21 protein-coding genes and 1 pseudogene are annotated in these 23,778 nt (G+C 53.1%); 11 read left to right on the top strand and 11 right to left on the bottom strand.

The genetic code is table 11. From position 1 onward, the window contains the following. Positions 1-230 precede the first annotated feature (230 nt). Positions 231-587: a SpoIIAA family protein gene (locus tag EZJ17_RS07215; RefSeq protein WP_023887131.1), complete on the top strand. Its 357-nt coding sequence runs from the start codon at positions 231-233 to the stop codon at positions 585-587. 4 nt (positions 588-591) lie between these two features. Next, complete coding sequence (locus tag EZJ17_RS07220) at positions 592-1,242, top strand: esterase/lipase family protein (RefSeq protein ID WP_067441377.1); 651 nt, start codon at positions 592-594, stop codon at positions 1,240-1,242. A 93-nt stretch (positions 1,243-1,335) separates the two neighbouring features. Here the strand turns inward: EZJ17_RS07220 and EZJ17_RS07225 are convergent, their stop codons facing one another. From EZJ17_RS07225 to guaD, 3 genes are all read right to left on the bottom strand, one after another. Continuing rightward, positions 1,336-2,547, bottom strand: coding sequence for an MFS transporter (locus EZJ17_RS07225; RefSeq protein ID WP_067441379.1), 1,212 nt, complete (start codon positions 2,545-2,547; stop codon positions 1,336-1,338). Between the two features lie 173 nt (positions 2,548-2,720). Next, positions 2,721-3,959: an MFS transporter gene (locus EZJ17_RS07230; RefSeq protein WP_067441382.1), complete on the bottom strand. Its 1,239-nt coding sequence runs from the start codon at positions 3,957-3,959 to the stop codon at positions 2,721-2,723. A 92-nt stretch (positions 3,960-4,051) separates the two neighbouring features. After that, positions 4,052-5,353 carry a guanine deaminase gene (guaD, locus tag EZJ17_RS07235; protein ID WP_067441384.1) on the bottom strand — a complete coding sequence of 434 codons (1,302 nt, stop codon included), beginning with the start codon at positions 5,351-5,353 and terminating at the stop codon, positions 4,052-4,054. Between the two features lie 304 nt (positions 5,354-5,657). Between guaD and EZJ17_RS07240 the strand changes: the two genes are divergently transcribed. Then, positions 5,658-6,164 (top strand): MarR family winged helix-turn-helix transcriptional regulator, encoded by a 507-nt coding sequence (locus tag EZJ17_RS07240; protein ID WP_067441386.1) that lies wholly within the window; start codon positions 5,658-5,660, stop codon positions 6,162-6,164. A 125-nt stretch (positions 6,165-6,289) separates the two neighbouring features. Here EZJ17_RS07240 and EZJ17_RS07245 read toward each other — a convergent pair whose 3' ends face one another. Then, positions 6,290-6,820 (bottom strand): inorganic diphosphatase, encoded by a 531-nt coding sequence (locus tag EZJ17_RS07245; RefSeq protein WP_003824323.1) that lies wholly within the window; start codon positions 6,818-6,820, stop codon positions 6,290-6,292. Between the two features lie 395 nt (positions 6,821-7,215). On the opposite strand from EZJ17_RS07245, the gene glmM reads away from it, so the two are divergent. The 4 genes from glmM (at position 7,216) to EZJ17_RS07265 (ending at position 11,883) form a co-directional block, all read left to right on the top strand. After that, the gene (gene glmM, locus EZJ17_RS07250; RefSeq protein ID WP_067441390.1) at positions 7,216-8,547 is read left to right on the top strand and encodes a phosphoglucosamine mutase; all 1,332 of its coding nucleotides are present in this window, start codon (positions 7,216-7,218) and stop codon (positions 8,545-8,547) included. A 27-nt stretch (positions 8,548-8,574) separates the two neighbouring features. Further along, positions 8,575-9,255 carry a DedA family protein gene (locus EZJ17_RS07255; RefSeq protein ID WP_067441394.1) on the top strand — a complete coding sequence of 227 codons (681 nt, stop codon included), beginning with the start codon at positions 8,575-8,577 and terminating at the stop codon, positions 9,253-9,255. A 114-nt stretch (positions 9,256-9,369) separates the two neighbouring features. Next, on the top strand, positions 9,370-10,998 hold the full coding sequence (locus tag EZJ17_RS07260; RefSeq protein ID WP_067444037.1) for an FAD-dependent oxidoreductase: 1,629 nt from the start codon (positions 9,370-9,372) through the stop codon (positions 10,996-10,998). A 249-nt stretch (positions 10,999-11,247) separates the two neighbouring features. Further along, on the top strand, positions 11,248-11,883 hold the full coding sequence (locus tag EZJ17_RS07265) for a DUF4189 domain-containing protein (protein WP_151086350.1): 636 nt from the start codon (positions 11,248-11,250) through the stop codon (positions 11,881-11,883). Between the two features lie 71 nt (positions 11,884-11,954). Here EZJ17_RS07265 and trpF read toward each other — a convergent pair. From trpF to EZJ17_RS07285, 4 genes and pseudogenes are all read right to left on the bottom strand, one after another. Beyond that, positions 11,955-12,080 (bottom strand): annotated as a pseudogene (gene trpF, locus EZJ17_RS07270) (phosphoribosylanthranilate isomerase); the annotation flags it as partial. A gap of 18 nt (positions 12,081-12,098) precedes the next feature. Further along, positions 12,099-12,344 carry a glutaredoxin family protein gene (locus tag EZJ17_RS07275; protein ID WP_067441404.1) on the bottom strand — a complete coding sequence of 82 codons (246 nt, stop codon included), beginning with the start codon at positions 12,342-12,344 and terminating at the stop codon, positions 12,099-12,101. Between the two features lie 10 nt (positions 12,345-12,354). Beyond that, a complete protein-coding gene (gene truA / locus EZJ17_RS07280) occupies positions 12,355-13,164 on the bottom strand; it encodes a tRNA pseudouridine(38-40) synthase TruA (protein WP_067441405.1) in 810 nt (269 codons plus the stop codon). Positions 13,165-13,418: 254 nt separating this feature from the next. After that, positions 13,419-15,422, bottom strand: coding sequence for a FimV/HubP family polar landmark protein (locus tag EZJ17_RS07285; RefSeq protein WP_067444041.1), 2,004 nt, complete (start codon positions 15,420-15,422; stop codon positions 13,419-13,421). Between the two features lie 503 nt (positions 15,423-15,925). Between EZJ17_RS07285 and EZJ17_RS07290 the strand changes: the two genes are divergently transcribed. Together EZJ17_RS07290 and EZJ17_RS07295 are read left to right on the top strand one after the other, a co-directional pair. Next, a complete protein-coding gene (locus EZJ17_RS07290; RefSeq protein WP_193563044.1) occupies positions 15,926-16,219 on the top strand; it encodes a YciI family protein in 294 nt (97 codons plus the stop codon). Between the two features lie 310 nt (positions 16,220-16,529). After that, complete coding sequence (locus tag EZJ17_RS07295; RefSeq protein ID WP_067441412.1) at positions 16,530-17,396, top strand: peptidyl-prolyl cis-trans isomerase; 867 nt, start codon at positions 16,530-16,532, stop codon at positions 17,394-17,396. A gap of 144 nt (positions 17,397-17,540) precedes the next feature. Here the strand turns inward: EZJ17_RS07295 and EZJ17_RS10820 are convergent, their stop codons facing one another. From EZJ17_RS10820 to mtrR, 3 genes are all read right to left on the bottom strand, one after another. After that, on the bottom strand, positions 17,541-17,666 hold the full coding sequence (locus EZJ17_RS10820; RefSeq protein WP_255361769.1) for a hypothetical protein: 126 nt from the start codon (positions 17,664-17,666) through the stop codon (positions 17,541-17,543). Positions 17,667-17,917: 251 nt separating this feature from the next. Next, positions 17,918-18,070: a hypothetical protein gene (locus EZJ17_RS10325; protein WP_156496440.1), complete on the bottom strand. Its 153-nt coding sequence runs from the start codon at positions 18,068-18,070 to the stop codon at positions 17,918-17,920. A gap of 217 nt (positions 18,071-18,287) precedes the next feature. Then, the gene (mtrR, locus tag EZJ17_RS07300) at positions 18,288-18,962 is read right to left on the bottom strand and encodes a multidrug efflux system transcriptional repressor MtrR (protein ID WP_067441415.1); all 675 of its coding nucleotides are present in this window, start codon (positions 18,960-18,962) and stop codon (positions 18,288-18,290) included. Between the two features lie 264 nt (positions 18,963-19,226). Here mtrR and EZJ17_RS07305 point away from each other — a divergent pair, with 264 nt between their 5' ends. Then, the gene (locus tag EZJ17_RS07305) at positions 19,227-20,498 is read left to right on the top strand and encodes an efflux RND transporter periplasmic adaptor subunit (protein WP_067441417.1); all 1,272 of its coding nucleotides are present in this window, start codon (positions 19,227-19,229) and stop codon (positions 20,496-20,498) included. Between the two features lie 14 nt (positions 20,499-20,512). Next, a complete protein-coding gene (locus EZJ17_RS07310; RefSeq protein WP_067441419.1) occupies positions 20,513-23,761 on the top strand; it encodes an efflux RND transporter permease subunit in 3,249 nt (1,082 codons plus the stop codon). Positions 23,762-23,778: the final 17 nt, after the last annotated feature.

A 23,778-nucleotide genomic window follows, 5' to 3' on the forward strand; every position in this document is an offset into this window, starting at 1 on the left:
ACCGCTGTAGCGAAAATTAAGTTGGCTTGCTATAAAAGGCTACCTGAAAACAAACCAAGTGGATTTTCAGGTAGCCTTTTTGCCGCCCGCATACAGCGCATTCATTGCGGCAATACAAACTCATGCCATAGCAGTTTGCCGACAATTTCACTATAATCAGTAAGCACCCACAGCGTGCCGGTATCACTCCCACCCCCTCGCGGGAAACCCATCTCAACAGGAGTTCTGCCATGATTTCCATCCGCCAGCAAAACTACGGCCTCAACGTTGCCCTCTACAACGAATTCACCCTTGAAGACTTCAAAACCCTCGAAGCCGCCATCCTCGAGTGCCTCCAACGCGTGCACCGCCCCGACATCCTCCTCGACCTATCCCTGTTGCGCGATTACACCATCGACATGGCTGCCGAGCAACTGCGCTTCCTCAACAACCACGACAACGACTTCGGCCGCATCGCCATCGTCACCAACGACCTCTGGATACGCCTCTCCGCCCATATTTCCAGCCTACTCACCCGCCAGCATCCCAAATATTTCAACGATGCCGCCGAAGCCCAGAAATGGCTACTTGCCGACGGCAGCCGCTAACACCATGAACCAGCCCAAAACCCCGCTGCGCGCCCTCCTGCTGCACGGCATCCATATGCACGCCTGGGTGATGCTTCCGCTTGCCTGGCAACTGCGCCGCCATAATATCCACAGCCGCTGCTTCGGCTACTACAGCATCGCCCAAACCCTGCCCCAGCACAGCCGCCGCCTCGCCGAAGCCGTCCGCCGCCACTACCAGCAGCACCAAGAACCGCTGCACTTCATCTGCCACAGCCTCGGCGGCCTCGTGTTGCGCCGTTTCGCCGCCGACTACCCCGAACTGGTACGCGGCCGCAGCGTTACCCTCGCCACCCCGCATCTCGGCAGCGAAACCGCCAACCGGCTGCACCGCTACGCCCCCGCCCTTATTGGCGGTGCCTACCAGAACGGCCTAGACGGCAATCTCCCGCCCTGGCCGCCCCAGCTCGAACTCGGCTGCATCGCCGGCAACCATCACCTAGGCGTCGGCCAAATCGTTGGTTTGCAAGGCGAAGGTGACGGCACCGTCCTCCTCTCCGAAACCCGCCCTGCCAACTGCCGCGACTACCTCGTCCTACCCATCAACCACTCCGCCATGCTCACCGACCCCACCGTCGCCCGACAAACCGCCCACTTCCTGCGCCACGGCTGCTTTGAACATGTAAACTACGGATAAGTCATGGTGAGAGCCCCGTCAACAGGAAGACGACAACGGAACAACCCCTTATGTTGAATAATCAACACAAGGGGTTGTAACATCACATCCAATTTATTTGGCTGCTTTCTTCCCAAGCAAAATATAGCAAGAGGTCGTTGCCAATAAAATAAAGAACACAGGAAGCAATATCTGCCTCATACTGGCTGCCGGCGAGAGATTTAATAGGTAGCCTGGCATAGAAACCAAAATCGCACCAAATAGAAATTGGCTACCATTCACCAGTGCTGCTGATGTGCCAACATGATTGGCATCAACCAATGATGCGGCAATTGCAAATGGCAACATAGATGCTCCAGTAAAAATACCGAACAAGAAAAGAAGGGGAGTAGACTGCCATGCATTAGTTTGCAAACAAACCAAGATTGCCAAAGTAACCGTTTGTCCAATCAGCCCTATTCCAAGAGCTTTTGCATTACTTCTTAAAAAATTACTGATATAACTGAACAACGGCGAGCCTATCGCCAAACCCAACCAGCTCATTGCTACTGCCAAATGCGCCTGATTTTGGCCAATTCCATAAGATTGCAGCAATCGGCTACCCCATACGATACTGAAACTGAGCATCGACCCAAAAGAAACCGCTCCAATAAACATAATAAATAAAACTTTTTTTTGATGAATTGTCTTAAGCAAATCAACTATACAACCCTTAATAACAGCTCTGGCTGTTTCGATACGCAATGGCTGAAAATTTAATTCTTTTGGATTATCAAGCAAAATCGCCATCAATAGAATCATCGTTCCACCCAATACAGAAAAACCAATAACAACATCACCCCATGGCAGATGCTCCAAAACTTTAATAAATACCAACTGGATCAAACAAGCTGAAACCGATGCTACAAACTGAACCCATGAGAACATTAATCCATATTTTTCACTGGAAAACCAAATTCTGCCCACAAATCCAGCGCCAATAAAGCCAAATGAGCCTCCTAATGCCACAAAAATCTGTGCTAATACAAACCCCCATAACGATTTAGACAGCACAAACAACACCAAACCCATCGTTAAAAACAGACAAGCCAATGGGATTGCTGGTTTAACACCTGTTTTATCCAAAATGCTACCTGAAAATATCTGAAAGAATGCAAAGAAAAAAGTATATGTTGCGCTGATCAGGCTCATCTCTGTAGCACTCAAGCCTAATGTTTCAGATATTTTTGGGTTAATAACCGCATATCCTGTCTGAAAGCCAAAAATCAAAATGACATAGCTGACGGCTAAAATCCAACAAAGCCACGCTTTTTTACTGGCAAACATAATAGTTCCTTTAAAAATTCCATAATTGGTACTTTACTGCCCACTCAAACAGGCGGCATCAGGAAAGACTAAACGTTGGGTTGAGATAACGAGGAAGGGAGGGAATTAGCTGTTTTCTTGCAAATTCAGGGGAATAGTTTCTCTATCCCCCTGAATCTATTTTATTTATCTATTTATTGCTGCTTCGGGAAACTTTCTTTAATCCAAAGCAGTGCAATAATCAAGGCGACAGCCAATGCAATCAGGGTAGGTTGCAGAGCGGCTTGGTAGTCGGCCAATGTTTCCTGAGTGCCAGCCAACATCTTACCAGGCAAGCCCATCAAAATACCACCTGCGATAAACATAGAACCGTTTACGATAGAAGATGAAGTACCGATTCTGTGCGGGGGTACGTTGTCTGACGCAGCAGTGAAGTTCAGCATATGGCCGGCATTGCAGAAACCGAAGATAAAGTACAAAACCATGGCGGTTGTGGGAGTTACATCGATGTACATCGCACCAGCTAACACAAGCATCTGCACCATGGTAGCAATCGTAATTGGCAATTTACGTGATTTGGTGGCATTAGAGATGCGGTCGATCAGCGGGCTGCCTACAGCCAGACCCAGCCAGAGGCAGGCAGTAGCGTGGTTGGCGGCACTGGGATCCATTCCGTGGGCAATCAACAACTTCGGGCCCCATACCACACCCAAAGCTAGGATGGTACCGAACACAATTGCACCTTGAATGCTGATGGCCCAAATCTGGCTTTTCTTCAACACTTCAACAATAGATTGCAATACAGAGGAAACAAATTCACCAACGGAGCTTTTTGGACTTTCCACCGGGGCAGGGTTGCACACGAACATCACAGCGGCAACCAGCAGCAGCACACCGAAGATACCGAAGCCTGTGATGATGGTGCGCCAGTCCCAATTAGCCAAGGCAAAGTCGAAACCAGTTTGGCCGAAAGCGGAAGACAAGGCGGCCACGAGCTGTACCAAACCGAACATCAGGCCGAATTTAGCCATACCGAACCAAACACCGCCCACATAGCCCGCGCCCACAAAGCCAGCACTGGAGCCGATAGCCAATACCACCTGTGATAAGAGCAGCATTTCAAAGCTCTGAGCAAAAGCAAACAGGAACACCCCAATAATTACCAACGTAATGGCAGGAATGAGGATTTTCCGGCTACCTAGCTTATCCAACAGAGCACCTGAGAACATTTGCGCAATAGCGAAAGTCCAAGTGTAGGTAGCGGCAATCAAGCCTACTTGATCAATACTCAGATTCAGGGCTTTGGATACGCTGTCGTTAACGATGGCATATCCCGTTTGCACGTTGAACAGCCACACTACAAATAATACGGCAATAACCCAAACGATCCACGCTCTTGTACCGCCGAGTTGAAATTCAGTTTTGTTACTCATAATCAATACTCCAAAAATCCGATTTAACTAAAAAATCGCTTTCAGGTAGCCTAATGATTCAAGAAACCTCTAACTAGGCTACCTGAAACATATCAGTTGGCACGATAGACTTCTTTACCTGCAACATATGTGGCAGCAATAGCGCGGTCATCACCCAAAGTCATTTGGATAAACAATGCCTCTTCCAAATCTTTGGCATATTTCATGCGGTAGTCGATAATCGGCGTAGATTTCAAATTTAATACTGTTAAATCCGCTTCCATGCCTACAGCAATCGTGCCAACTTTATCTTGCAGCCCTAGTGCTTCAGCTGTACCACGGCTGGCTAAGTAGAAACTGTGAAGAGAGGTATATGGCGTACCGTTCATTTGTGCTGCTTTATAAGCTTCATTCATAGTTTGCAACATGGAGAAGCTGGTACCGGCACCTAAGTCAGTTGCCAAACCAACGTGGACAGGACGGTTTTTATCCCGCAGTTTTTTAACGTTTAGGCAACCTGACCCTAAGAAGAAATTAGAAGTCGGGCAGTGAGCAACGGCTGCACCAGTTTCACTAAATACACTTAATTCCCGATCAGTTAAGTGAATACCGTGACCATAAATCGCCCTTGGCCTAACCAATCCATATTGTGCATAAGCATCTGTATAGTCTTTAGCTTTCGGACATAAATCTTTCACCCAAGCCACCTCATTCACATTTTCAGAAACATGCGATTGAATGAGCATATCTGGATTTTCCGCAGCTAACGCCTGCATCATTTCCATCTGTTCTGGTGTAGAGGTAGGCACAAAACGGGGGGTAATCACATATTCGGCACGCCCCTTGTTATGCCATTTTTTAATTAGGGAAGAAGATTCATCATAGGCACGCTGCGGTGTATCCAATAATGCTTCCGGTGCATTCCTATCCATGCAGACCTTACCCGCCATAATCCGCATATCGTATTTTTCCGCTTCTTCAAAGATGGCATCTACCGATTGCGGGAATACTGTACAATAAACAGTAGAGGAAGTAACACCATTTCTAAACTGCTCTTTCAAAAATACTTTTGCCACTTCACTGGCGTGTTCTTTATTTTTGAACCCCTGCTCGGCGATGAAGGTGTAGTTGTTTAGCCAGTCTAAGAGCTGTTCGCCATAGGCACCGATGATTTCGGTTTGCGGGTAGTGGACGTGCGAATCGATAAAGCCGGGGATGATGACGCTGTCGGTGTAGCGTTTTACTTCCACACCATCCAAGCTAGGCAAAATATCTTGTGCACGGCCAACTTGGGTAATTTTCCCTCCTTCCATCACAATTACAGCATCAGATTCATATACCAAGCATTCATCCATTTCATGAAAAAATGGGTCTTTTTTGAATGTAAGCATCGCACTTCGGATAGCGGTTTTCATAGTTTAATCCTTTTTAAAGCGTATGAAATAGTTATATGTTTCCTATGCAAAGATTACTTTAAAGCCATACAGCCAATAAAGCTTCATATAAAATATCTTTGCATGAAAATATTTTATATGAAATAATAATGCGCCGCAATCCAGCATAAGGACTTTTAAAGAAAACCTTGATAAAATTTGATATATATCAAATTTTATTTGATATAATTCCTATTCTCCCCTCGATGGCTTGCAATCTTGCATTTTGGATAAATCTTTGTATTAAGATATGATCTTATTAGATAACCGAATATTGGGGTAAATAATGACTCAAGCAGAATCAAAAGAAGTGATTGATGTTGTTGGCTATATAACCGACCATTGGAAGAAATTTGACCACCGCCTAGATACCTCAGGTACAGAAATCATCGGCAGGATTATTCGGATTAGTTCGATTATTTCTCAATTAGTAGATGAAAACTTGGCCAACTATAAACTAACAGTTGGCGAATTCGATGTATTAGCAGCATTGTTACGAGAGCCAAACCAGACATTGACACCAAAACAGATACAAGATCTAGTGTTGATTTCATCTGGCGGACTAACCAATAGAATCAATAAACTAGAGAAAAAAGGCTTAGTACAGCGGATTTTAAACCCAGAAGACAGGCGAAGCTGGTTAATCAATTTGTTGCCAAAGGGTGAAACTCTGATAAAAAAAGCCGTCCCTTCGCACTTAAACATAGAAACCACGGCAATAAAAAACCTATCTTTTCGAGAGTATCAGCAGCTCCGTGACTTATTGATCACTTTGTCCGGGGACTTGGAATAAGGATAAATAACCAACCACCCTTCGCCCAATCAGGCTGCCTAAAAAACAAAAACCCGCTATTCTCTTATCCAGAACAACGGGTTCTACTTTTCAGGTAGCCTATTCAGCTAACCACTAGCACTCGGTTATTGTGCTTTCCAACGAGCTTGCGATTCACGGATAACGGCTTTGGCTTCTTCAATGTCGCCCCAGTGGCCAACTTTGGTGCTGCCGGGTTTTTTCAGGTCTTTATAGTGATTGAAGTGGAATTCGATTTGCTTGATCAGCTGCGGCGGCAAATCGGCCAAAGTCTTGATGGCATTGCCATTGTGGCGGTCGTCGGCAGGCACCACCACTACTTTATCGTCCACTTCGCCGTCGTCCACAAATTTCATCACGCCGATCACTCTAGCTTCCATGTAGATGCCGGTAGGCAGCGGCAGATCGGTAATAATCAGGGCGTCGAGTTCGTCGCCGTCTTCATCGAGGGTTTGCGGGATGAAGCCGTAGTTGGTGGGTTTGGCGAAAATCTGCGGCTCTATGCGGTCGAGTTTCATCGCGCCGATTTTGCGATCCCATTCGATTTTCTGGTTGGAGCCTTGCGGAATTTCCACCACTACGTTGATGATACCGCCGTCTACATCACCGGCGTCGAGAATTTTATTGAAGTCTGCCATGGTTTTTCCTTCTGTGCTTGAACGGTTTGAAAGGCCTGATTATAGCGACCATCGCTGGCATAATCTATATATAGCCGTTCTAAGCGGGCAATAATCCCACCTTAGCCAGCTTCGCTGTAACACATGCACCATTCAGGCAAAGGCTACCTGAAAGCAAAACTTCAACAAAATTAAAATGCAGCACGAATTTCCACACCACTCAAATTTTTCAGGTAGCCTTTTGGATGGCTAAACTTCATTTCCGAATGCTTTGTCGCCTATTGATTGCCGCCACTCAAATGCCTTTTCCGCCGTAGGTTTGCCCGATTTAACCGCCGCAATGCTGGCATAAGAGAGAGTGCTGTTTTACAATTCGCTCATTCGGCCTGCAAGCGGCTACTACAAAGGATTTCACGATGGCAAAAAAATATTTCGGCACCGATGGCGTGCGCGGCGAAGTGGGCAAATTTCCGATTACGCCCGATTTCGTATTGAAGCTGGCCTATGCCGCCGGCCAGGTGCTGACCCAGCACGACGATGAAATCAAGCCCACCGTGCTCATCGGCAAAGATACCCGCATCTCCGGCTATATGCTGGAAACCGCGCTGGTGGCCGGTTTCACCGCTGCCGGCGTGAATGTTATCCAAACCGGCCCGCTGCCCACACCGGGCGTTGCCTATCTTACCCGCGCGCTGCGTCTCTCTGCCGGCGTGATGATTTCCGCCTCCCACAACCACTATGCCGACAACGGCATCAAATTCTTCACCGAAGACGGCATGAAGCTTTCCGATGAAATCGAGCAGGAAATCGAGCAGCAGCTGGAGCAGGAAATGTACACCGTTTCCTCCGACCACCTCGGCCGCGCCAAACGCGTGAGCGGCGCAGACGACCGCTACATCGAATTTTGCAAATCCACCTTCCCCGCCAATATGGACTTACGCGGGCTGAAGCTGGTGGTGGACACCGCCAACGGCGCCGGTTATCACGTGGCGCCTAAAGTGTTCCACGAGCTGGGTGCAGACGTAATTGAAATCGGCAACCAGCCCAACGGTTTCAATATCAACCACAAATGCGGCGCTACCTACACCAAAACCCTGCAAGCCGCCGTGCTGCAAAACGAGGCCGACTACGGCATTGCGCTCGATGGCGACGGCGACCGCCTGATGATGGTGGACAAACAAGGCAAAGTGTACGACGGCGATTCGCTGATTTACGTGATTGCCCGTGCTCGCCATAAAGCCGGTTCGCTGGTTGGCGGCGTAGTCGGCACGGTGATGACCAACATGGCGATGGAGCTGGCCTTGGCGCAGCTTAAAATCGAATTCTGCCGCGCCAAAGTGGGCGACCGCTATGTGCTGGAACAGCTGCACCAACACGGCTGGCAGCTGGGCGGCGAAGCCAGCGGCCACATCCTCTGCCTCGATAAACACAACACCGGCGACGGTACCATTGCCGCCCTGCAAGTGCTGGCTGCGCTGCAAACGCTGGATCAGGATTTGGCCGCCGCCGTAGATTGGCTGCCCTTCCCGCAAACCATGATTAACGTGCGTATCAGCAAAGGGCAGGATTGGCAAACCGCCTCCGCCGCCGAGCTGCAGGCCGTGGAAGCCGAATTGGCCGGACACGGCCGCGTGGTATTGCGCGCCTCCGGCACCGAGCCCGTGGTACGCGTGATGGTGGAAGCACGCGACACCAAGCTCGCGCAACGCTGTGCCGAACGCATTGCCGACAGCATCCGTCAAAAATAACCGCAACTCACAGGAACACCCACAACCATGCTGGACATTCTAGAAGCCCTGTTCACCCAATACGGCTATGCCGCCGTATTCGTGGTGTTGGTTGCCTGCGGTTTCGGCATTCCCATTCCCGAAGACATCACTCTGATTGCCGGCGGCGTGATTTCCGGCCTCGGCCACAGCAATGAGCATATTATGGTGGTGGTGGGCATGATCGGCGTGCTCACCGGCGACGGCATGATGTTCCTACTCGGCCACTTCTACGGCGACCGCATCCTCAAAGCCCGCTTCGTCAAACGCCTGATGCCGCCGCAACGCTACCTGCAAGTGCAGGAAAAGTTCGACAAACACGGCAGCTGGGTATTATTCGTGGCCCGTTTCCTGCCCGGCCTGCGCACCCCCATCTTCATCACCGCCGGGATGAGCGGCCGAATATCGTTTTGGCGCTGGCTGATTATGGACGGCCTCGCCTCCCTGATTTCCGTGCCAGCCTGGGTGTATCTCGGCCACTACGGCGCCGCGAACAAAGACTGGCTGCTCATGAAAGCCCACCAGTTCCAGCACATCCTCTATGTGATCATCGGTATCGGCGCACTGGTGTTGTTCTACTTCTGGCAACGCAAACGCCGCCGCAGCCAATTTTTCCACGCCAAACTGCAGGAAATGCGCCAAAAACGACAAGCCGAACGCAGCAAACAGCAAAATCGGCCTACCGAATAAAGCCGCACCACATCTTGTTTTCAGGTAGCCTTTTATTCATAGAGGCTACCTGAAAACATATAAACTATTAGACTTCTGCCCGCCACCAGCCTACCCCTCAAGGCTACCTGAAACATGAAACTCACCCGCCGCCAACTGCTCGGCAGCGCCGCCGCCCTCACCGCCGCAGCCGCAGCCTCCCGCCTGGGCCATCAATACCTCCACCGCCTGCCGCCCGTGCGCATCCACCGCATCGGCCTGCCCTTCGGCCACGAGCTGCGCAACGGCCAAGTTTCCCTTGCCCCCCAATCCGAACACCGCTGCCACACCCTCATCCTCGGCAGCGGCGCCGCCGCCCTCTCCGCCGCCTGGCACCTGGCCAAACACGGCCAACGCAACTTCCTTCTCGCCGAAGGCATCGAGCGCAATGGCAACAATGCCGCCTATGTTTCAGGTAGCCTCTCCGCCCCCTCCGGCGCACACTATTTAGCCCTGCCCTCACAGGAAAGCGTGTATGTGCGCCAACTCTTATCCGACCTCGGTATCCTGCTCGACGGCATCGATCAGCCCGAGCCCCTGTATCGCGAAACCGATTTGGTTTATGCCCCCGCCGAGCGCCTGTATTACCAAAACCGCTGGCAATATTCCCTGCTGCCGCAAGAAGATGCCGACAGCCGCCGCTTCCACGCCCTTATCGAAACCCTGCGCCGCGCCCACGGCCGTGACGGGCGCAAAATCTTCGCCATCCCCATTGCCCACTCCTCCGCCGACGAAGAATGGCGCCGCCTCGACCAAACCACCTTCGCCGCCTGGCTCGAAAAAGAAAACTACCGCTCCCCCAGCCTGCTCTGGTATCTCGACTACTGCTGCCGCGACGACTACGGCCAAGGCATCGCCCAAGTATCCGCCTTTGCCGGCCTGCACTACTTCGCCGCCCGCGGCCACACCCACGAAGCCGTGCTCACCTGGCCCGAAGGCCTCGCCCACCTCTCCGAAGCCATCCGCCGCCATATCCGCCTGCAAAACATCGACAGGCTACCTGAAACCACCGACCTTACCTTTGCCCAACCCACCGCCATCAACGCCTCCGCCCTACAAATCAGCGAAACCGATGAAGAGGTTGCCGTTATCCTGCGCCACAACCAAAGCGGCCATACCGCCCTCATCCGCGCCCAAAACGTTATCTGCGCCATGCCCCTAATGATTGCCGCCCGCATCATCGCCCAGCCCCAGCGCTACGGCTTCTCGCTCAACCTGCCCGCCTACGCCCCCTGGCTGGTGAGCAATTTCGTGCTCAACGGCTTCCCCCGGGAAGCACAGCGCAGCGAATTGGCGTGGGACAACGTAGTGCACGGCACACGAGGCCTCGGCTACGTTGTGTCCACCAACCAGCTCATCCGCACCGCCAAACCCGAACACACCATCTTCACCGCCTACACCGCCCTCAACCACGACAGCCCGCAAAGCATCCGCCGCTGGCTGCTCAAAGCCAGTGAGGCCGAGCTGCTTGAACATGCCGCCCAAGACCTCATCCCAGCCTACGGCCCAAGCTTCTGGCATCAGGTCGCCTCCGTAGACATCAGCATACGCGGCCACGGCATGAGCTCCCCCGCCCCCGGCTACCTCGCCCACCCAACCCTGCTCCAACTGCGCCAGCACCACTCCCGCCTCACCTTTGCCCACAGCGACCTGAGCAGCTACTCCGTGATGGAAGAAGCCGTTTACTGGGGCGTGGAAGCCGCCGAGAAAATCCTGGCGCGCTGACGATGGTATAGCCGCAGGCGTAACCCAACAAAAGGTAGGCCGGGCATCCATGCCCAACTTACGGCTACGATAGAAACCAAGCCGGTAATGCCATCCCCAATCGCCATACATGAAAAGGCTACCTGAAAACCGAAAAATGGTTTTCAGGTAGTCTTCAAGCAGCGGGACAGATGTTTACAATATCTTGTATTTTGTTACAATCCGATCATCGGCAATACCCTTTTCCCCTTTCCAAACAGGAGCGGCAAGATGAAGCAATCAATGATGAACACGGCAGCGGGCGTATTGGCGGCAGTGCTATTGGGCAGTGCGGGCTTGGCATATGCCAACCCCTATCCGGTTGGCTCGCAGCAATGGCACAACTTTAATGGCATCATGCAGTCGGAAGCAGATCGGATACAGCGCGAGCGCAATGCCGTACGGCAACAGCCAACCTACTCCGGCCCCACCGCCGCCGAAATACGCGCCTGGGAGCAGCGTGAGGCGGAGGTGCAAGCACGTATCGCCCGTTTCCGCGCCACGCCGTATTGGATGGCGATTGCATATGAGATCCCAAACCGGCGGGTGATGTATGCCGGCGGTTATCGCAGCGAAGCCCGTGCGGTGGAAGAAACCATGCGCCGCTGCGGTCGTGGCCGAAGCTGCCATCTGGTAGCCACTTTCGCCAACACCTGCGCCATGTTTGCCTATCCCGACGGCGGGCCAAACAAGCCATCTGACTTCTTTGTCGGCAAAGACCGCAACGGGCAGCAGGCCATCGTGCGGGCAGTGCGCGCCTGCGAAGCGGTGCATGGCTACAACCAATGCAGCTATGCTGATGTGCAAACCCGTACTGGCGATACGTTCTGCACCGGCTACGATTACAGCGTGTACGGCCAAGATTGATATTTGGTATCGGCAAAAGGCTACCTGAAAACTTTTCAGGTAGCCTTTTCATTGCCCGCACCGCTTATCAATCATGCCTCGCGCGCCAGCCGCACAAAGCGCTCCATCAGTTCCCTACTCTTCACCCCCGGCGCCTGCTCCACCCCGCTGGACACATCCAGCCAAGCAGCACCGGTTTGCCGCACGGCGGCGGCTACGTTGCCCGGGTTTTCCCTTCAGGTAGCCTTTGCATTTTGCAGCACCGCCAGCAATTTGGCCTCATCCAAATGCCAATGGCAGATTTCCTCGCCTTCATGCAGCAATACCGGCACAAGCTCGTTATACCGCGCTTCCAGCTCCGGATCTTCATCCACATCAAACACCTGCAACTCAAAACCATATGCCGCCTGATACGGCTGCAGGGCAGCGCGCATATGGTGGCACAGGCTGCAATATTCGCGAAACATTAAAGTTAGAACCATCTGATTTTCCTTACCAATCTGGAAACAGCCAGGCGGGTGGCGGCGGCGTGGCCACGCCGAAGTGCGGCGGGTAGTCGATGCCGGTGAGATACAGCCCGTCGGGCATAAAAGTGGGGGGCGCAAGCTTGCGGCTACGCGCGGCCAGCAGCCCGGCAAAACCGTCCACACTCAACTTACCGCAGCCCACATACACCAGCGCGCCCATCAAGTTGCGCACCATGTGGTGCAGAAAGGCATTGCCGTGGAAATCCACCGCCATCAATTCCGGCGTGCCACACAAAGCCACACGATACAGGGTTTTCACCGGCGATTTGGCCTGGCATTCGGCAGCGCGGAAGCTGGAAAAATCGTGCTCGCCCACCAAGAGCGCGGCAGCTTGGCGCATGGCATCCATATCCAAGGCATAATGCGCCCACCCCGCACGCCCCACCAACAGCGGCGAACGCACCGGCGCCGATTGCAACAGATAACGATAACGCCGCCCGCAGGCATCAAAACGGGCATGAAACTCCGGCGCCACATCCTGCACCCGCCACACGGCCACGCCCTCGGGCAACAGCGCGTTCACACCGCGCACCCAAGCCTGATCCGGCCGCTGCGCGGCGGAATCGAAATGCACCACCTGCGCGGTGGCGTGCACACCGGTATCGGTACGCCCGGCCGTTACCACGCTGATGTGTTCCTGCGCCAATTCGCTCAAAGCAGCTTCCAAGGCGCTTTGTACGGTGGCAATGCCGTCTGCCTGCTTCTGCCAGCCGAAAAAACGGCTGCCGTCGTAGCTGACGAATAAGACACGTCGTTTGATGGGAGATGGATTCATGTTTCTTCAAATTAATTGGTTTTATAGTGGATTAAAATAAGAATGGGACAAGGAGGCGAGCCGCAGATAGTACGGCAAGGCGGGTCAACGCAGTAGCATTTTTAATTTTAATTCACTATAGCTTCGTTGCAGCCATGCTTTCAGGTAGCCTGCATATTGGAAAAGGCTACCTGAAAACAGAAACAACGCCAGCAAATCCTGCCCTGTATAGAAAAACCCGGGCGGAACTGCCCGGGTTGCTGTGGCTAGCTGGATTACTGGCCGATGTCGTTCAACAATTGCTGTGCCTCAGCCTGAATGCTGCTGCCTTCTGATTCGTTAATCAGTTCCATCAGGGTCTGACGGGCAGTGTTGGCATCATCGATTTCCAGATACATTTTAGCCAGTTCCAATTTGGCTTCCAGCGCCTCTTTCGGCAGCGGGCCGGCACTAACCGGCTCGGCATATGCCGAAGCGGGCTGGCTGACTTCCACCGGAGCGGCTTGAGCCGGAACAGCCGGCGTGCTGTCAAAGTCCAAATCCATTACATTGGATGCAGCGGCAGCTTCTTCAGCTACACTACTCACGCCTTCAGTATCCAAGCTTGATACATCAAAGGAAATGGTATTGTCCATTTCCGACGCTGCCGGCTGGGCAGGCTCTACCACTTCAACGGCAGCAGGAGTTTCATCCAACACCCAATCCAGCTCTTCAGGGGCAACCGGTTCAGCCTGTGGCTCGGGCGCTGGCTGCACAGGTGCTTGAGCCGCCGGGGCAGCGAAAGCAGTAGGCTCTTCGGTAGCAAAGTTCAGCCAATCGTCATCCGAAGCGGTAGATCCAGCAGCAGCGGGCGCAGCCGGGGCAGCAGGTGCTGCAGCAGGTTGTTCGGACTGCAGCCAACTCCACTCATCGGCTTCGGCCTGCCGGGCCGCGTCTCCAGTACTGGGAGTACTGCCCAGCTGCTGCTGTTCGTCTAAGTGGCTCAAGTCCAAGCCCAAATCCTGTTCGCTCACTGGTGCAGGCTGCACTGCGGCAGGAGCAGCCGGAGCGGCAGAAAAGCTGCTGGAATGGTCGGTAACACTCTCAAAATAGAGGCCGTCATCGTCCGCATGATCGTCACCGCGGGCAGGTGCGGCCATTTTGCGACGGCGGTTCATCAGGAGATACGCCAAACCACCCAACACCAACAATCCACCACCACCGTAGAGTGCCATCTGAGTGATGTCCATGCCCTCTTCCTCCATCGGCGGGGTTTCCACCACCGGCGGGGCAACCACGGGCGGCGGCATTTCTTCCACCGGCTCGGACACCATCATATCGGAAGCCTGCTCAGGCAAGCTGGCACCCATATCGGGCAGCACGGCAGAAGCCGGCATCTCGGGGACTACATCGCTGGCCATGGGCGGAACAGCAGGCTGCTCTTGAGGCAATTGCTGAACTGGCGGCTGGGCAGGTTGTTGCGGCTGGGGTTGAGCCGGCTCAACAGGCGGTGCAGGGGGAGTAATCGGCGGAGTGGGTGCGGCCGACTGAGTTTCCACCGACGGCAGCTGGCGTGCTGGAGCAGTGTCAACTGCTGGGCGCTCTTCCTGTGCGCGGTCGCTTACGCGGCGTGGTGGGTTGTGTGCCAAACGGCGCAGGGTTTCGCCATCGGGAATGGTGAGGGTGGCACCACGATACATCAAATCAGGGTTTCCGTTGCGGAAGGCGCGCGGGTTGGCGGCCACCAATGCGTTGATGGTTTGACGCAAAGTCATGCCGGACGGCTTAACGCGCTGGGCAATGTCCACCAGCAATTCGCCATCTTTAATCTGATAGCTTTCTCCCTGAATCTGCACTGGTGCTTCGCGACGGTCGGCAGCACGGCGGTGCCGTCTGGTTTCGGCAGGATGGCGGCGGCTCGGTGCAGCTTCAGCACGGCGTTCGTGGCGCGAACGAGAGCTACTGGGGGCAGATTGATAATCGCGGGGGTCCAAAATGGCGGTATATTGGTGGTTTTGATTACCTACGCCCAGCCAGAAAGTCATCACCGGCTCTTTAATTGGCGTGCTGGAATGCAAATGGATAACGGCACGGTCGCTGCTTCGGCGCGATACCGTGGCTTGCAGATTGGCACCATTGATGGTGGGCTTGGCCGAAGCCAAAGCACGTGCCTCGTCGCCCGTTACCACCACTGTGGCGGAAAACGGCTCGTCCAAACGCGACTGAACCTGCAAAACGCCCAAAGCGGCATGGGCACCGACAGAGGCTACCAAACCCAGCGAAGCCGCGATCAGTTTCATTTTATACTGCTTACAAAACATCAAATCCCCCTTAACAACCTAAAGTAATGCACTGCTAACCGTCTGAACCAACAGAAAAATACAGGGCCAAATAAGCAAAATTCCAGCCTGAGCACGGCAGTTGTGCAACGGATTAAAATCTCTAAACTTAGGTATCATATCGTTTATTTCCTATTTATGCCAAGCCATTTCTGCTATTTGGCCCGATTTTCTATACAGGAATGAAACATTTTTAATTATTTAACAAAAATCCAGTCTTTCAATCTTTCGCCTTTCTGGTGTGTTTGCACTGTTGCCAACGCACCCTCCCAATCCTCAGATTTGCGATATTTTAAGTGCAGAATTTCCGCATTTGCTTTAAGATAAACACCTAAATTGCACCACTTGCAAACTGCCAGCTTACAAGATGATGCAAAGTTTGACGGCAGCCGGCCAAAACTATCCACAGATTTCGTTGTAGCAAACGCCTTTGCCCGATTTCCAAATTTATCAAGAGAAACCGAATTATGTTGTTCATGCTGATGGCCTCCGACGTGACCGATTCCACCAAAGCCAGACTAGCTGCCCGCAGCGCGCATTTGGCCAGGCTAGAAAAGCTGGCCAAAGCCGGCCGGCTGGTTTTGGCTGGACCATGTCCCCTGCCCGAGGGCGAAACCGGCTTTTCAGGTAGCCTCATCGTGGCCGACTTCGCCTCTTTAGACGAAGCTGAAGAATGGGCTGGGCAAGACCCCTATGTGGAAGCCGGCGTATATGCCGAAATCCTCATCCGTCCGTTTAAGAAAGTACTGCCTGCATGAGCACACAAATCATTCTCCAGCGCCCTGGAAACCGTTTTCTCACAGCCTGCTCGAACTGGCTGACGGGAGCCATTACACATCTGCCACACCGGCAACCAAAGCGGCAGGCATTATCGGAGCACACATCGTCAGCACCCATTTTAACTGACATGAACCACATCGCCCACCAACACACAGTCCAGCAGATATTGCACGATTTATACCCTGCCTAAATCCACGCCCTGATCATCCGCGCACAAACACCGGAGAATGCGCGCCGCAAAATCCTTTATAATCCGGCTATAACTATCTTGAATTTAAGGACAACAACATGAAACAAACTTCACTCGCACTACTACTGACTACCGTTTTGGCTGTCTCCCCGCTAGCTGCCCAAACCGTTGTAACCGTAAACAATACCCGCATTGACAGCACCGTAATCGACCAACAGGTAAGGATTATTAACGAGCAGAGCAACGGCCAGGTGGTCGACACCCCTGAGCTGCGCGAAAACATTGCCCGCCGCCTCGTAACCCGCGAACTGATGATTCAAGAATCACGCCGCCTGCGCCTAAACGAAAGCCCCGAATTCAAACAAATCATCGAACGCGCCCGCACCGATGCCCGCACCAGTGGCGAAGACCGCAAACCCACCTTCCAGCAAGACTGGGAAACCTTTGAAGGTAACGTAACCGCCCAAGCCCTGGTGGCACACATCCTTCGCTCCAACCCAGTAACCGACGCCCAAGTGCAACAGGCCTACCAGGAAATCACCAACCGCTATCGCGGCACGCAAGAAGTTAAACTTGGCGAAATCATCCTCAACAACCGCGATAACGCCCAAAAAGCCGTAGCCGATCTCCGACGCGGCCGCCGCTTCACCGATGTGGCCCGTCAATACACCATCGACACGCCAAGCCGTGCCAACGGCGGCATCAGCCCCACTTTCACCCCACTGAAAGATTTGGAAGAAGGCGCACCCATGGTGTATAACGCCGTGAAATCACTCGGCCAGGGCAAATTCACCGAAACCCCGGTGGAAAGCAACGGCATTTTCGCCATCTTCTATATGGAAGCCAAACGCCCCGTGCGCGTGCCGCCGTTTGCCCAACTGAAACCGCAAATCCAACAAGATTTGCAAAACCTGCTGATCGAGCAGGAAATTGCCCGCCTCTATCAACAAGCCAATATCCGCTAAGCTTATTCAGCACAGAAAAGGCTACCTGAAAACTTCAGGTAGCCTTTTGTTATGCCTACTTAATGGCGGCTGGTAAAAATTGGAAGCGGCATAGCAATACCACTGTTTTTGTTTTTCAGGTAGATTCTCCAGCCATCCTGCCCCTCAAACCACCTGCTTCACCGGCAATGCCCGATACACCAGCAAAGTCAGTACCAAACACAGCGGCAGCCACAGCGCTGGCGACTGGTTCGACAATTCCAGCATAAACACCAGCGTGGTAATCAGCATTTTCTACGCCACACCCAAAACACCACTGCTCCCACAAATGCTGCCGCCCCCATATCCACTACCGGCAGTCAAACATTCCACGCACAGGCTACCAGTGCTCATGTTTTAACCCACTCATCCGGAAAAGGAAAATCCAGTAGCGGATACTGAATCACATCATCCAATGCCGAGCGCACCATCACAACACCATGCCGCAAGCCAATAGCGCAGCAGCACTATCAAACGCCGCAGCGGTATGCTCTATTCCACCATCACGCAGTACGACAACTCTCTACATTCAGCGGATAACCAAACGCCAAATGCTGTACCGTGTGCAGCAGCAATGTCAGCACAATGCCGGTAATGCCCGCTGCTACGCCGATGAGCAACAGGGAAAGGACTAACTCGGAAAACAAGGTTTTCATATGGCATATTTTGAGGAGCTCAAACGGTAATATAGCTGAGGCAATTATTTTTCCCTACCAGGTGGTGAGCCGTAGACAGTATGAGTAATACGAGAAGGCGATCCAACGTAGCAGGAATAAATAAGAGCTTTAGCTACAAACAACTTCAGGCTACCTGAAAACTTCTGTATGAATGAAGCAGAAATTTTTCAGGTAGCCTGTATGCGGTACGGAAATATTAAGCCTTATGCTGCCGCATACTCAGTGGCAGAGGTTTAAAAGACTGAGTGCACAAATCCGGCGAATGCTGCAATGCCTTCATGGCGGTACGGATAATATTCGGCGCAGTTTTGCCGATGCTGAATTGTTCGGGCATATTCATCCAAATGTTCATCAGCCCGCTGATAACTGACATCATAAACACCACCGCCAGATTAATATTCAAATCTTCCGGTAGCTTTTTCTTTTGCAGGCTTAACGTCAGCACATCGGTGAGCTGACGCTGCCACATATCCTGATAGCTGCGCATGATTTTCACCACAGAGTGGTTTTGCTCAGTGTATTCGCATTTCAAATGAATGATGTTGCAAAACTTTCTTACGGTTTCATCGGTTTCCAGCTTTTGAAACAGATTAATGGTGGCTACTTCAAAACTTTCCCAAATATCCGGCGATTGGGTTTCTATATCGTACGCCAACTTGCTAGATAATTCGACAAATACTTTTTGAAACAGACCTTCAAACAAATCTTCTTTATTTTTGAAATGCCAATACAGCGCGCCACGCGTTACGCCGGCAGTTTGAGCGATTTCGTTTAGAGATGAACGGCTGACCCCTCTTATATAGAATGTATCCAATGCTGCCTTAAGTAGGTAGTTGCGTGTTTTCTGCGCTTCAATTTTCGTTTTTCTCATCACTATTCCAGAATATTCACTGGTTTATTTATTATTGAATTCTGTCATGTTTAGAGCAGGCTTTCAAGCTTCCTATCGGCTCGCCCGCGCAATAATGTTGCTTTTTAGTATATTAGCATTTCTTCATTTGAATAGCCATAGACAACATACAATAATGTATGTAAAATATTATTTTTATTCTCTAGCGGCTGCTTCCGCCCCCATGGGCTTCAAGCGGCCATAATTCATTAAATTAGACATCAACTTAACAAGGCCATCATCATAATGACATATTTCAGCATATCAGGGAAAACGAGCTTCAGGCTGAGTGCAATCGTCGTGACTTCCGTATTAGCGCTGTCTGCTTGCGGCAAAAGCGAGCCACAGCGGCAGAGTGAGCTGGAATTAGTAGTAAGCGTGCTTACCGTGAAGGCAGAAGACACCACCATCAACACCGAACTGCCCGGCCGTTTGGAATCATTCCGCTCTGCCGAAGTGCGCCCGCAGGTGAGCGGCATCATCAAACGCCGCCTGTTCCAAGAAGGCAGTTATGTACAAGCTGGCCAGGCGCTGTATCAACTGGACGACGCCAGCTACTCAGCCGGCCTTGCCAGCGCACGCGCCCAGCTAGCTGCCGCCGAAGCCGCTCAGGCTAAAGCCAATGCCGATTTGGCACGCTACCAGCCCTTGGTAGCTGCTGATGCCATCAGCAAACAGGAATACGATGCTGCCGTGGCCGCACAACGTTCTGCCGTGGCCAATGTGAACGCCGCCCGCGCCGCCATCCGCTCGGCGCAGGTTAATGTGAACCACGCTCGCATCACCGCGCCGATTTCCGGCTATATCGGCCGCTCCAACGTATCCGAAGGTGCATTGCTCACTGCCGGTGGTGCAACCGTACTGGCCACCATCCAGCAAACCAATCCGATGTATGCAAACGTTACCCAGTCTGCGCTGGATGTGATGAAACTGCGCCGCCAGATTGCCGAAGGCCAGATGAGTGCGGTAAACGGCGCAGTGGAAGTAACCATTATTTTAGAAGACGGCAGCGAATACCCGCAAAAAGGCCGCCTGCTGTTTACCGACCCGACGGTAAACGAAACCACCGGCCAGGTTTCCCTGCGTGTGGAAGTGCCGAACGACGACAATATCCTGCTACCCGGTCTGTATGTGCGCGTACGCCTGCCGCAGGCACAAGCCAACAGCGCCTACCTCATTCCGCAACGCGCCGTTACCCGTGGTGCCAAAAATACCGTGGTAATCGTAGCGTCCGATGGCTCAATGCGCCAACAGGAAGTAACCATTGCCGGCCAAAGCGGCAACAATTGGATTATTACCGGCGGGCTGAAAGACGGCGACAAAGTAGCCATAGACGGCACCATGATTGCCGGCATGATGGGGGCGCAAAAAGTGAAAACCCAGGAATGGCAAGCCTCACAGCCGCAACAATCTGGCACAGCTGCCGCCCCGATCAAGCCAAACAGCACTTCTGCTCCCGTCCTATCCGGCACAGCAGCCTCCGCTCCGGCCGCCCAATCTGCTTCCCAAGCCAAATAAAGGGGCGTACGTAAATGGCTAAATTTTTTATTGACCGACCCGTGTTCGCATGGGTTATCTCCATCTTTATTATTTTGGCGGGTGTGCTGGCCATCCGAAAACTGCCAGTATCGCAATACCCGTCTGTTGCCGCGCCTACATTCAACCTAACCGCCACCTACCCCGGTGCTTCCGCCCAAGTGATGGAAGACAGTGTATTGGCAGTGATCGAGCGCAATATGAATGGCGTGGAAGGCTTGGATTATATGTCTACCTCTGCCGACTCCAGCGGTTCAGGTAGCGTTACCCTCACCTTCACGCCCGACACCGATGAAGACGTGGCACAGCTGGAAGTAAACAACAAGCTGAATGAAGTCTTGTCCAGCCTGCCTGCCACCGTGCAGCAATACGGTGTACGCATATCCAAATCTCGATCCAACTTCCTGATGGTGGTGGCGCTCTCTTCGCAAACGCAAGATTTGGAAGAAATGGCCGATTACGCCAAACGCAATATCGTGCCAGAATTGCAACGTGTTGAAGGTGTGGGTGCAGTGCGCCTGTTTGCTGCCGAACGCGCCATGCGTATCTGGGTAGACCCGCAGAAATTGCAAAACTTCAACCTCTCCTTTGCCGACGTTTCCGCCGCCATCAGCGCACAAAACGTGCAAATTTCCGCTGGCTCGCTCGGCTCTCTACCATCAGTGCAGGGGCAAACCATCACTGCCACCATCACCGCCGAAGGCCAACTCAGCACGCCAGAAGAATTCGGCAACATCATCCTGCGCAGCACCACAGATGGTGCCAACGTTTATCTGCGCGATGTGGCCAAAATCGAGCTAGGTTCGGAAGACTACTCTGCCAGTACCCGCCTCAACGGCAAGCCAAACGTCGGCATGGCCGTGATGTTGTCCAATAGCGGCAACGCCACCGCCACTGCCGCGCTGGTAAAAGAACGTATGGCCAAATTGGCGCAATATTTCCCCAGTGATGTTAGCTGGAGCGCTCCGTACGATACCTCCACCTTCGTAGAAATCTCCATCGAACAAGTGGTGCACACCTTGGTGGAAGCCATGGTGTTGGTGTTTATCGTGATGTTCGTGTTCCTGCAAAACATCCGCTATACCCTGATCCCCACCATTGTGGTACCGATTTCGCTCTTGGGCGGCTTTGCCGGCATTTATTATTTCGGCATGTCGATCAACGTGCTGACCATGTTTGCCATGGTGCTGGTAATCGGTATTGTGGTGGATGATGCCATTGTGGTGGTGGAAAACGTGGAACGCATCATGTCGGAAGAAGGCCTGCCGCCGCGTGAAGCCACGCATAAAGCTATGGGGCAGATTTCCGGCGCCGTGGTCGGCATTACCGCCGTGTTGATTTCCGTGTTCGTACCACTGGCCATGTTCAGCGGCGCCACCGGCAAAATCTACCAGCAGTTTGCCATCACTATGGTGCTCTCTATTGCTTTCTCAGCCTTCCTTGCTCTGTCACTCACGCCAGCCTTGTGCGCCTCGCTGCTCAAACCGATTGGGAAAGGGCATCACGAGGAAAAAACCGGCTTCTTCGGCTGGTTTAACCGCAAATTCACCGCCGGCAACAAGCGCTATGAAGGCTGGGTGGCCGCCCTGCTACACCGTGCCAGCCGTATGCTGATTGTATACTTGGCGCTGGTGGCTGCCGCCGGCCTGCTCTACACCCGTATCCCGTCCTCCTTCCTACCGTCGGAAGACCAAGGCAACCTGATGGTCAGCATCCAGCTGCCGGCCGGCGCCACCAAAGAGCGTACCGACCAAACCCTACTGGCCGTGGAGCAGATTGCTCAAAATACACCCGGCGTGAAAGATGTATTTACCGTATCCGGCTTCAGCTTTTCAGGTAGCGGTCAGAACATGGCCATGGGCTTTGTGATCCTGAAAAATTGGGACGAACGCAAAGGCGCAGGGGAAGATGCAGCCAGCATCACTCGGAAACTGACTGGTACCTTCATGTCCAGCGGCCTGATCCGCGACGGTTTCGCTATCGCCGTGAATCCACCGCCCATCCGCGAGCTGGGTAACGGCGGCCTGGAATTCTACCTACAAGACCGCAACAGCCAAGGCCATCAAGCCCTGCTGGCGGCACGCAATAAATTGATTGCCGAAATGCGTAAAAACCCGATGTTCGGCGACACCCGTGCCGCCGGCTTGGAAGACGCACCACAGCTCAAGCTCACCATCGACCGAGCCGCCGCTGCCGCACAAGGCATCAGCATGGCTTCTATCCGCAGCACCTTGGGTACGGCTCTTGGCGGAGCGTATGTAAACGACTTCCCCAATAACGGCCGCCTGCAAAAAGTGTATGTGCAAGCCGTGCCCCAGGCCCGTATGCAGGCCGAGCAAATTCTGGCCATTACCGTGCCTAACGGCCAAGGCGTGGCCGTGCCGCTTTCCACCGTGGTTAGCGCCTCATGGGAAGCCGGCGTGGAGCAGAGCACCCGCTTCAACGGCTATCCCGCCATGTCGATTAGCGGCGCGGTCAAACCCGGTTTCGCCAGCGGCGACGCTATAGCCGAAGTAGAACGCATCGTATCGCAAATGGACGGCTACAGCGTGGAGTGGGCGGGCGAATCGCGCGAACAAGCCAGCGGCTCTTCCCAGCGCACCATGCTCTACGGCTTCGTATTGCTGGCCACCTTCCTCGTGCTGGCCGCCCTGTATGAAAGCTGGTCGATTCCCGCTGCCGTGCTGCTGGTTGCTCCCTTGGGCTTCCTCGGCGTGGTGCTGGGCGTGTTCGGCCGCAACCTGTTCAACGGCGTATTCGGCATCCGAGAGGTGTTCTTCAACGACATCTATTTCATGGTCGGCATGATTACCGTAATCGGCTTGAGTGCGAAAAACGCGATTCTGATTATCGAATTTGCCAAAGATCTGCAAGCGCAGGGTAAGAGCGCGATGGAATCAGCCTTGGCCGCCGCCCACCTGCGTTTCCGCCCGATTCTGATGACTTCCTTCGCCTTCATCTTGGGCGTGGTGCCGCTATATATCGCTTCCGGCGCCAGCTCCGCCAGCCAGCGCGCCATCGGTACCGCCGTATTCTGGGGTATGTCTGTCGGCACACTGCTGTCGGTATTTCTGGTACCGCTGTTCTACGTGTTGGTACGCAAGCTGTTTAAACCGTCACAACATGAAACCGAAATGGCCGCCGCCCACACCAACATCAGCCCCGAGCAGGCCGAATTCTACGTTTCTGCCGCCGAACAAGGGCTGAGCGAAGAAGAGAAACGTGACCTGCATAACGACCAGTAAAACGTTTTCAGGTAGCC

It is taken from the genome of Eikenella exigua, assembly GCF_008805035.1.
Classification (GTDB): Bacteria; Pseudomonadota; Gammaproteobacteria; order Burkholderiales; family Neisseriaceae; genus Eikenella; species Eikenella exigua.

Coding starts and splice junctions, on each gene's coding strand:
- EZJ17_RS07215 (WP_023887131.1), top strand. CDS start 231: ATGATTTCCATCCGCCAGCAAAACTACGGCCTCAACGTTGCCCTCTAC.
- EZJ17_RS07220 (WP_067441377.1), top strand. CDS start 592: ATGAACCAGCCCAAAACCCCGCTGCGCGCCCTCCTGCTGCACGGCATC.
- EZJ17_RS07225 (WP_067441379.1), bottom strand. CDS start 2,547: ATGTTTGCCAGTAAAAAAGCGTGGCTTTGTTGGATTTTAGCCGTCAGC.
- EZJ17_RS07230 (WP_067441382.1), bottom strand. CDS start 3,959: ATGAGTAACAAAACTGAATTTCAACTCGGCGGTACAAGAGCGTGGATC.
- guaD (WP_067441384.1), bottom strand. CDS start 5,353: ATGAAAACCGCTATCCGAAGTGCGATGCTTACATTCAAAAAAGACCCA.
- EZJ17_RS07240 (WP_067441386.1), top strand. CDS start 5,658: ATGACTCAAGCAGAATCAAAAGAAGTGATTGATGTTGTTGGCTATATA.
- EZJ17_RS07245 (WP_003824323.1), bottom strand. CDS start 6,820: ATGGCAGACTTCAATAAAATTCTCGACGCCGGTGATGTAGACGGCGGT.
- glmM (WP_067441390.1), top strand. CDS start 7,216: ATGGCAAAAAAATATTTCGGCACCGATGGCGTGCGCGGCGAAGTGGGC.
- EZJ17_RS07255 (WP_067441394.1), top strand. CDS start 8,575: ATGCTGGACATTCTAGAAGCCCTGTTCACCCAATACGGCTATGCCGCC.
- EZJ17_RS07260 (WP_067444037.1), top strand. CDS start 9,370: ATGAAACTCACCCGCCGCCAACTGCTCGGCAGCGCCGCCGCCCTCACC.
- EZJ17_RS07265 (WP_151086350.1), top strand. CDS start 11,248: ATGAAGCAATCAATGATGAACACGGCAGCGGGCGTATTGGCGGCAGTG.
- EZJ17_RS07275 (WP_067441404.1), bottom strand. CDS start 12,344: ATGGTTCTAACTTTAATGTTTCGCGAATATTGCAGCCTGTGCCACCAT.
- truA (WP_067441405.1), bottom strand. CDS start 13,164: ATGAATCCATCTCCCATCAAACGACGTGTCTTATTCGTCAGCTACGAC.
- EZJ17_RS07285 (WP_067444041.1), bottom strand. CDS start 15,422: ATGAAACTGATCGCGGCTTCGCTGGGTTTGGTAGCCTCTGTCGGTGCC.
- EZJ17_RS07295 (WP_067441412.1), top strand. CDS start 16,530: ATGAAACAAACTTCACTCGCACTACTACTGACTACCGTTTTGGCTGTC.
- EZJ17_RS10820 (WP_255361769.1), bottom strand. CDS start 17,666: ATGCTGATTACCACGCTGGTGTTTATGCTGGAATTGTCGAACCAGTCG.
- EZJ17_RS10325 (WP_156496440.1), bottom strand. CDS start 18,070: ATGAAAACCTTGTTTTCCGAGTTAGTCCTTTCCCTGTTGCTCATCGGC.
- mtrR (WP_067441415.1), bottom strand. CDS start 18,962: ATGAGAAAAACGAAAATTGAAGCGCAGAAAACACGCAACTACCTACTT.
- EZJ17_RS07305 (WP_067441417.1), top strand. CDS start 19,227: ATGACATATTTCAGCATATCAGGGAAAACGAGCTTCAGGCTGAGTGCA.
- EZJ17_RS07310 (WP_067441419.1), top strand. CDS start 20,513: ATGGCTAAATTTTTTATTGACCGACCCGTGTTCGCATGGGTTATCTCC.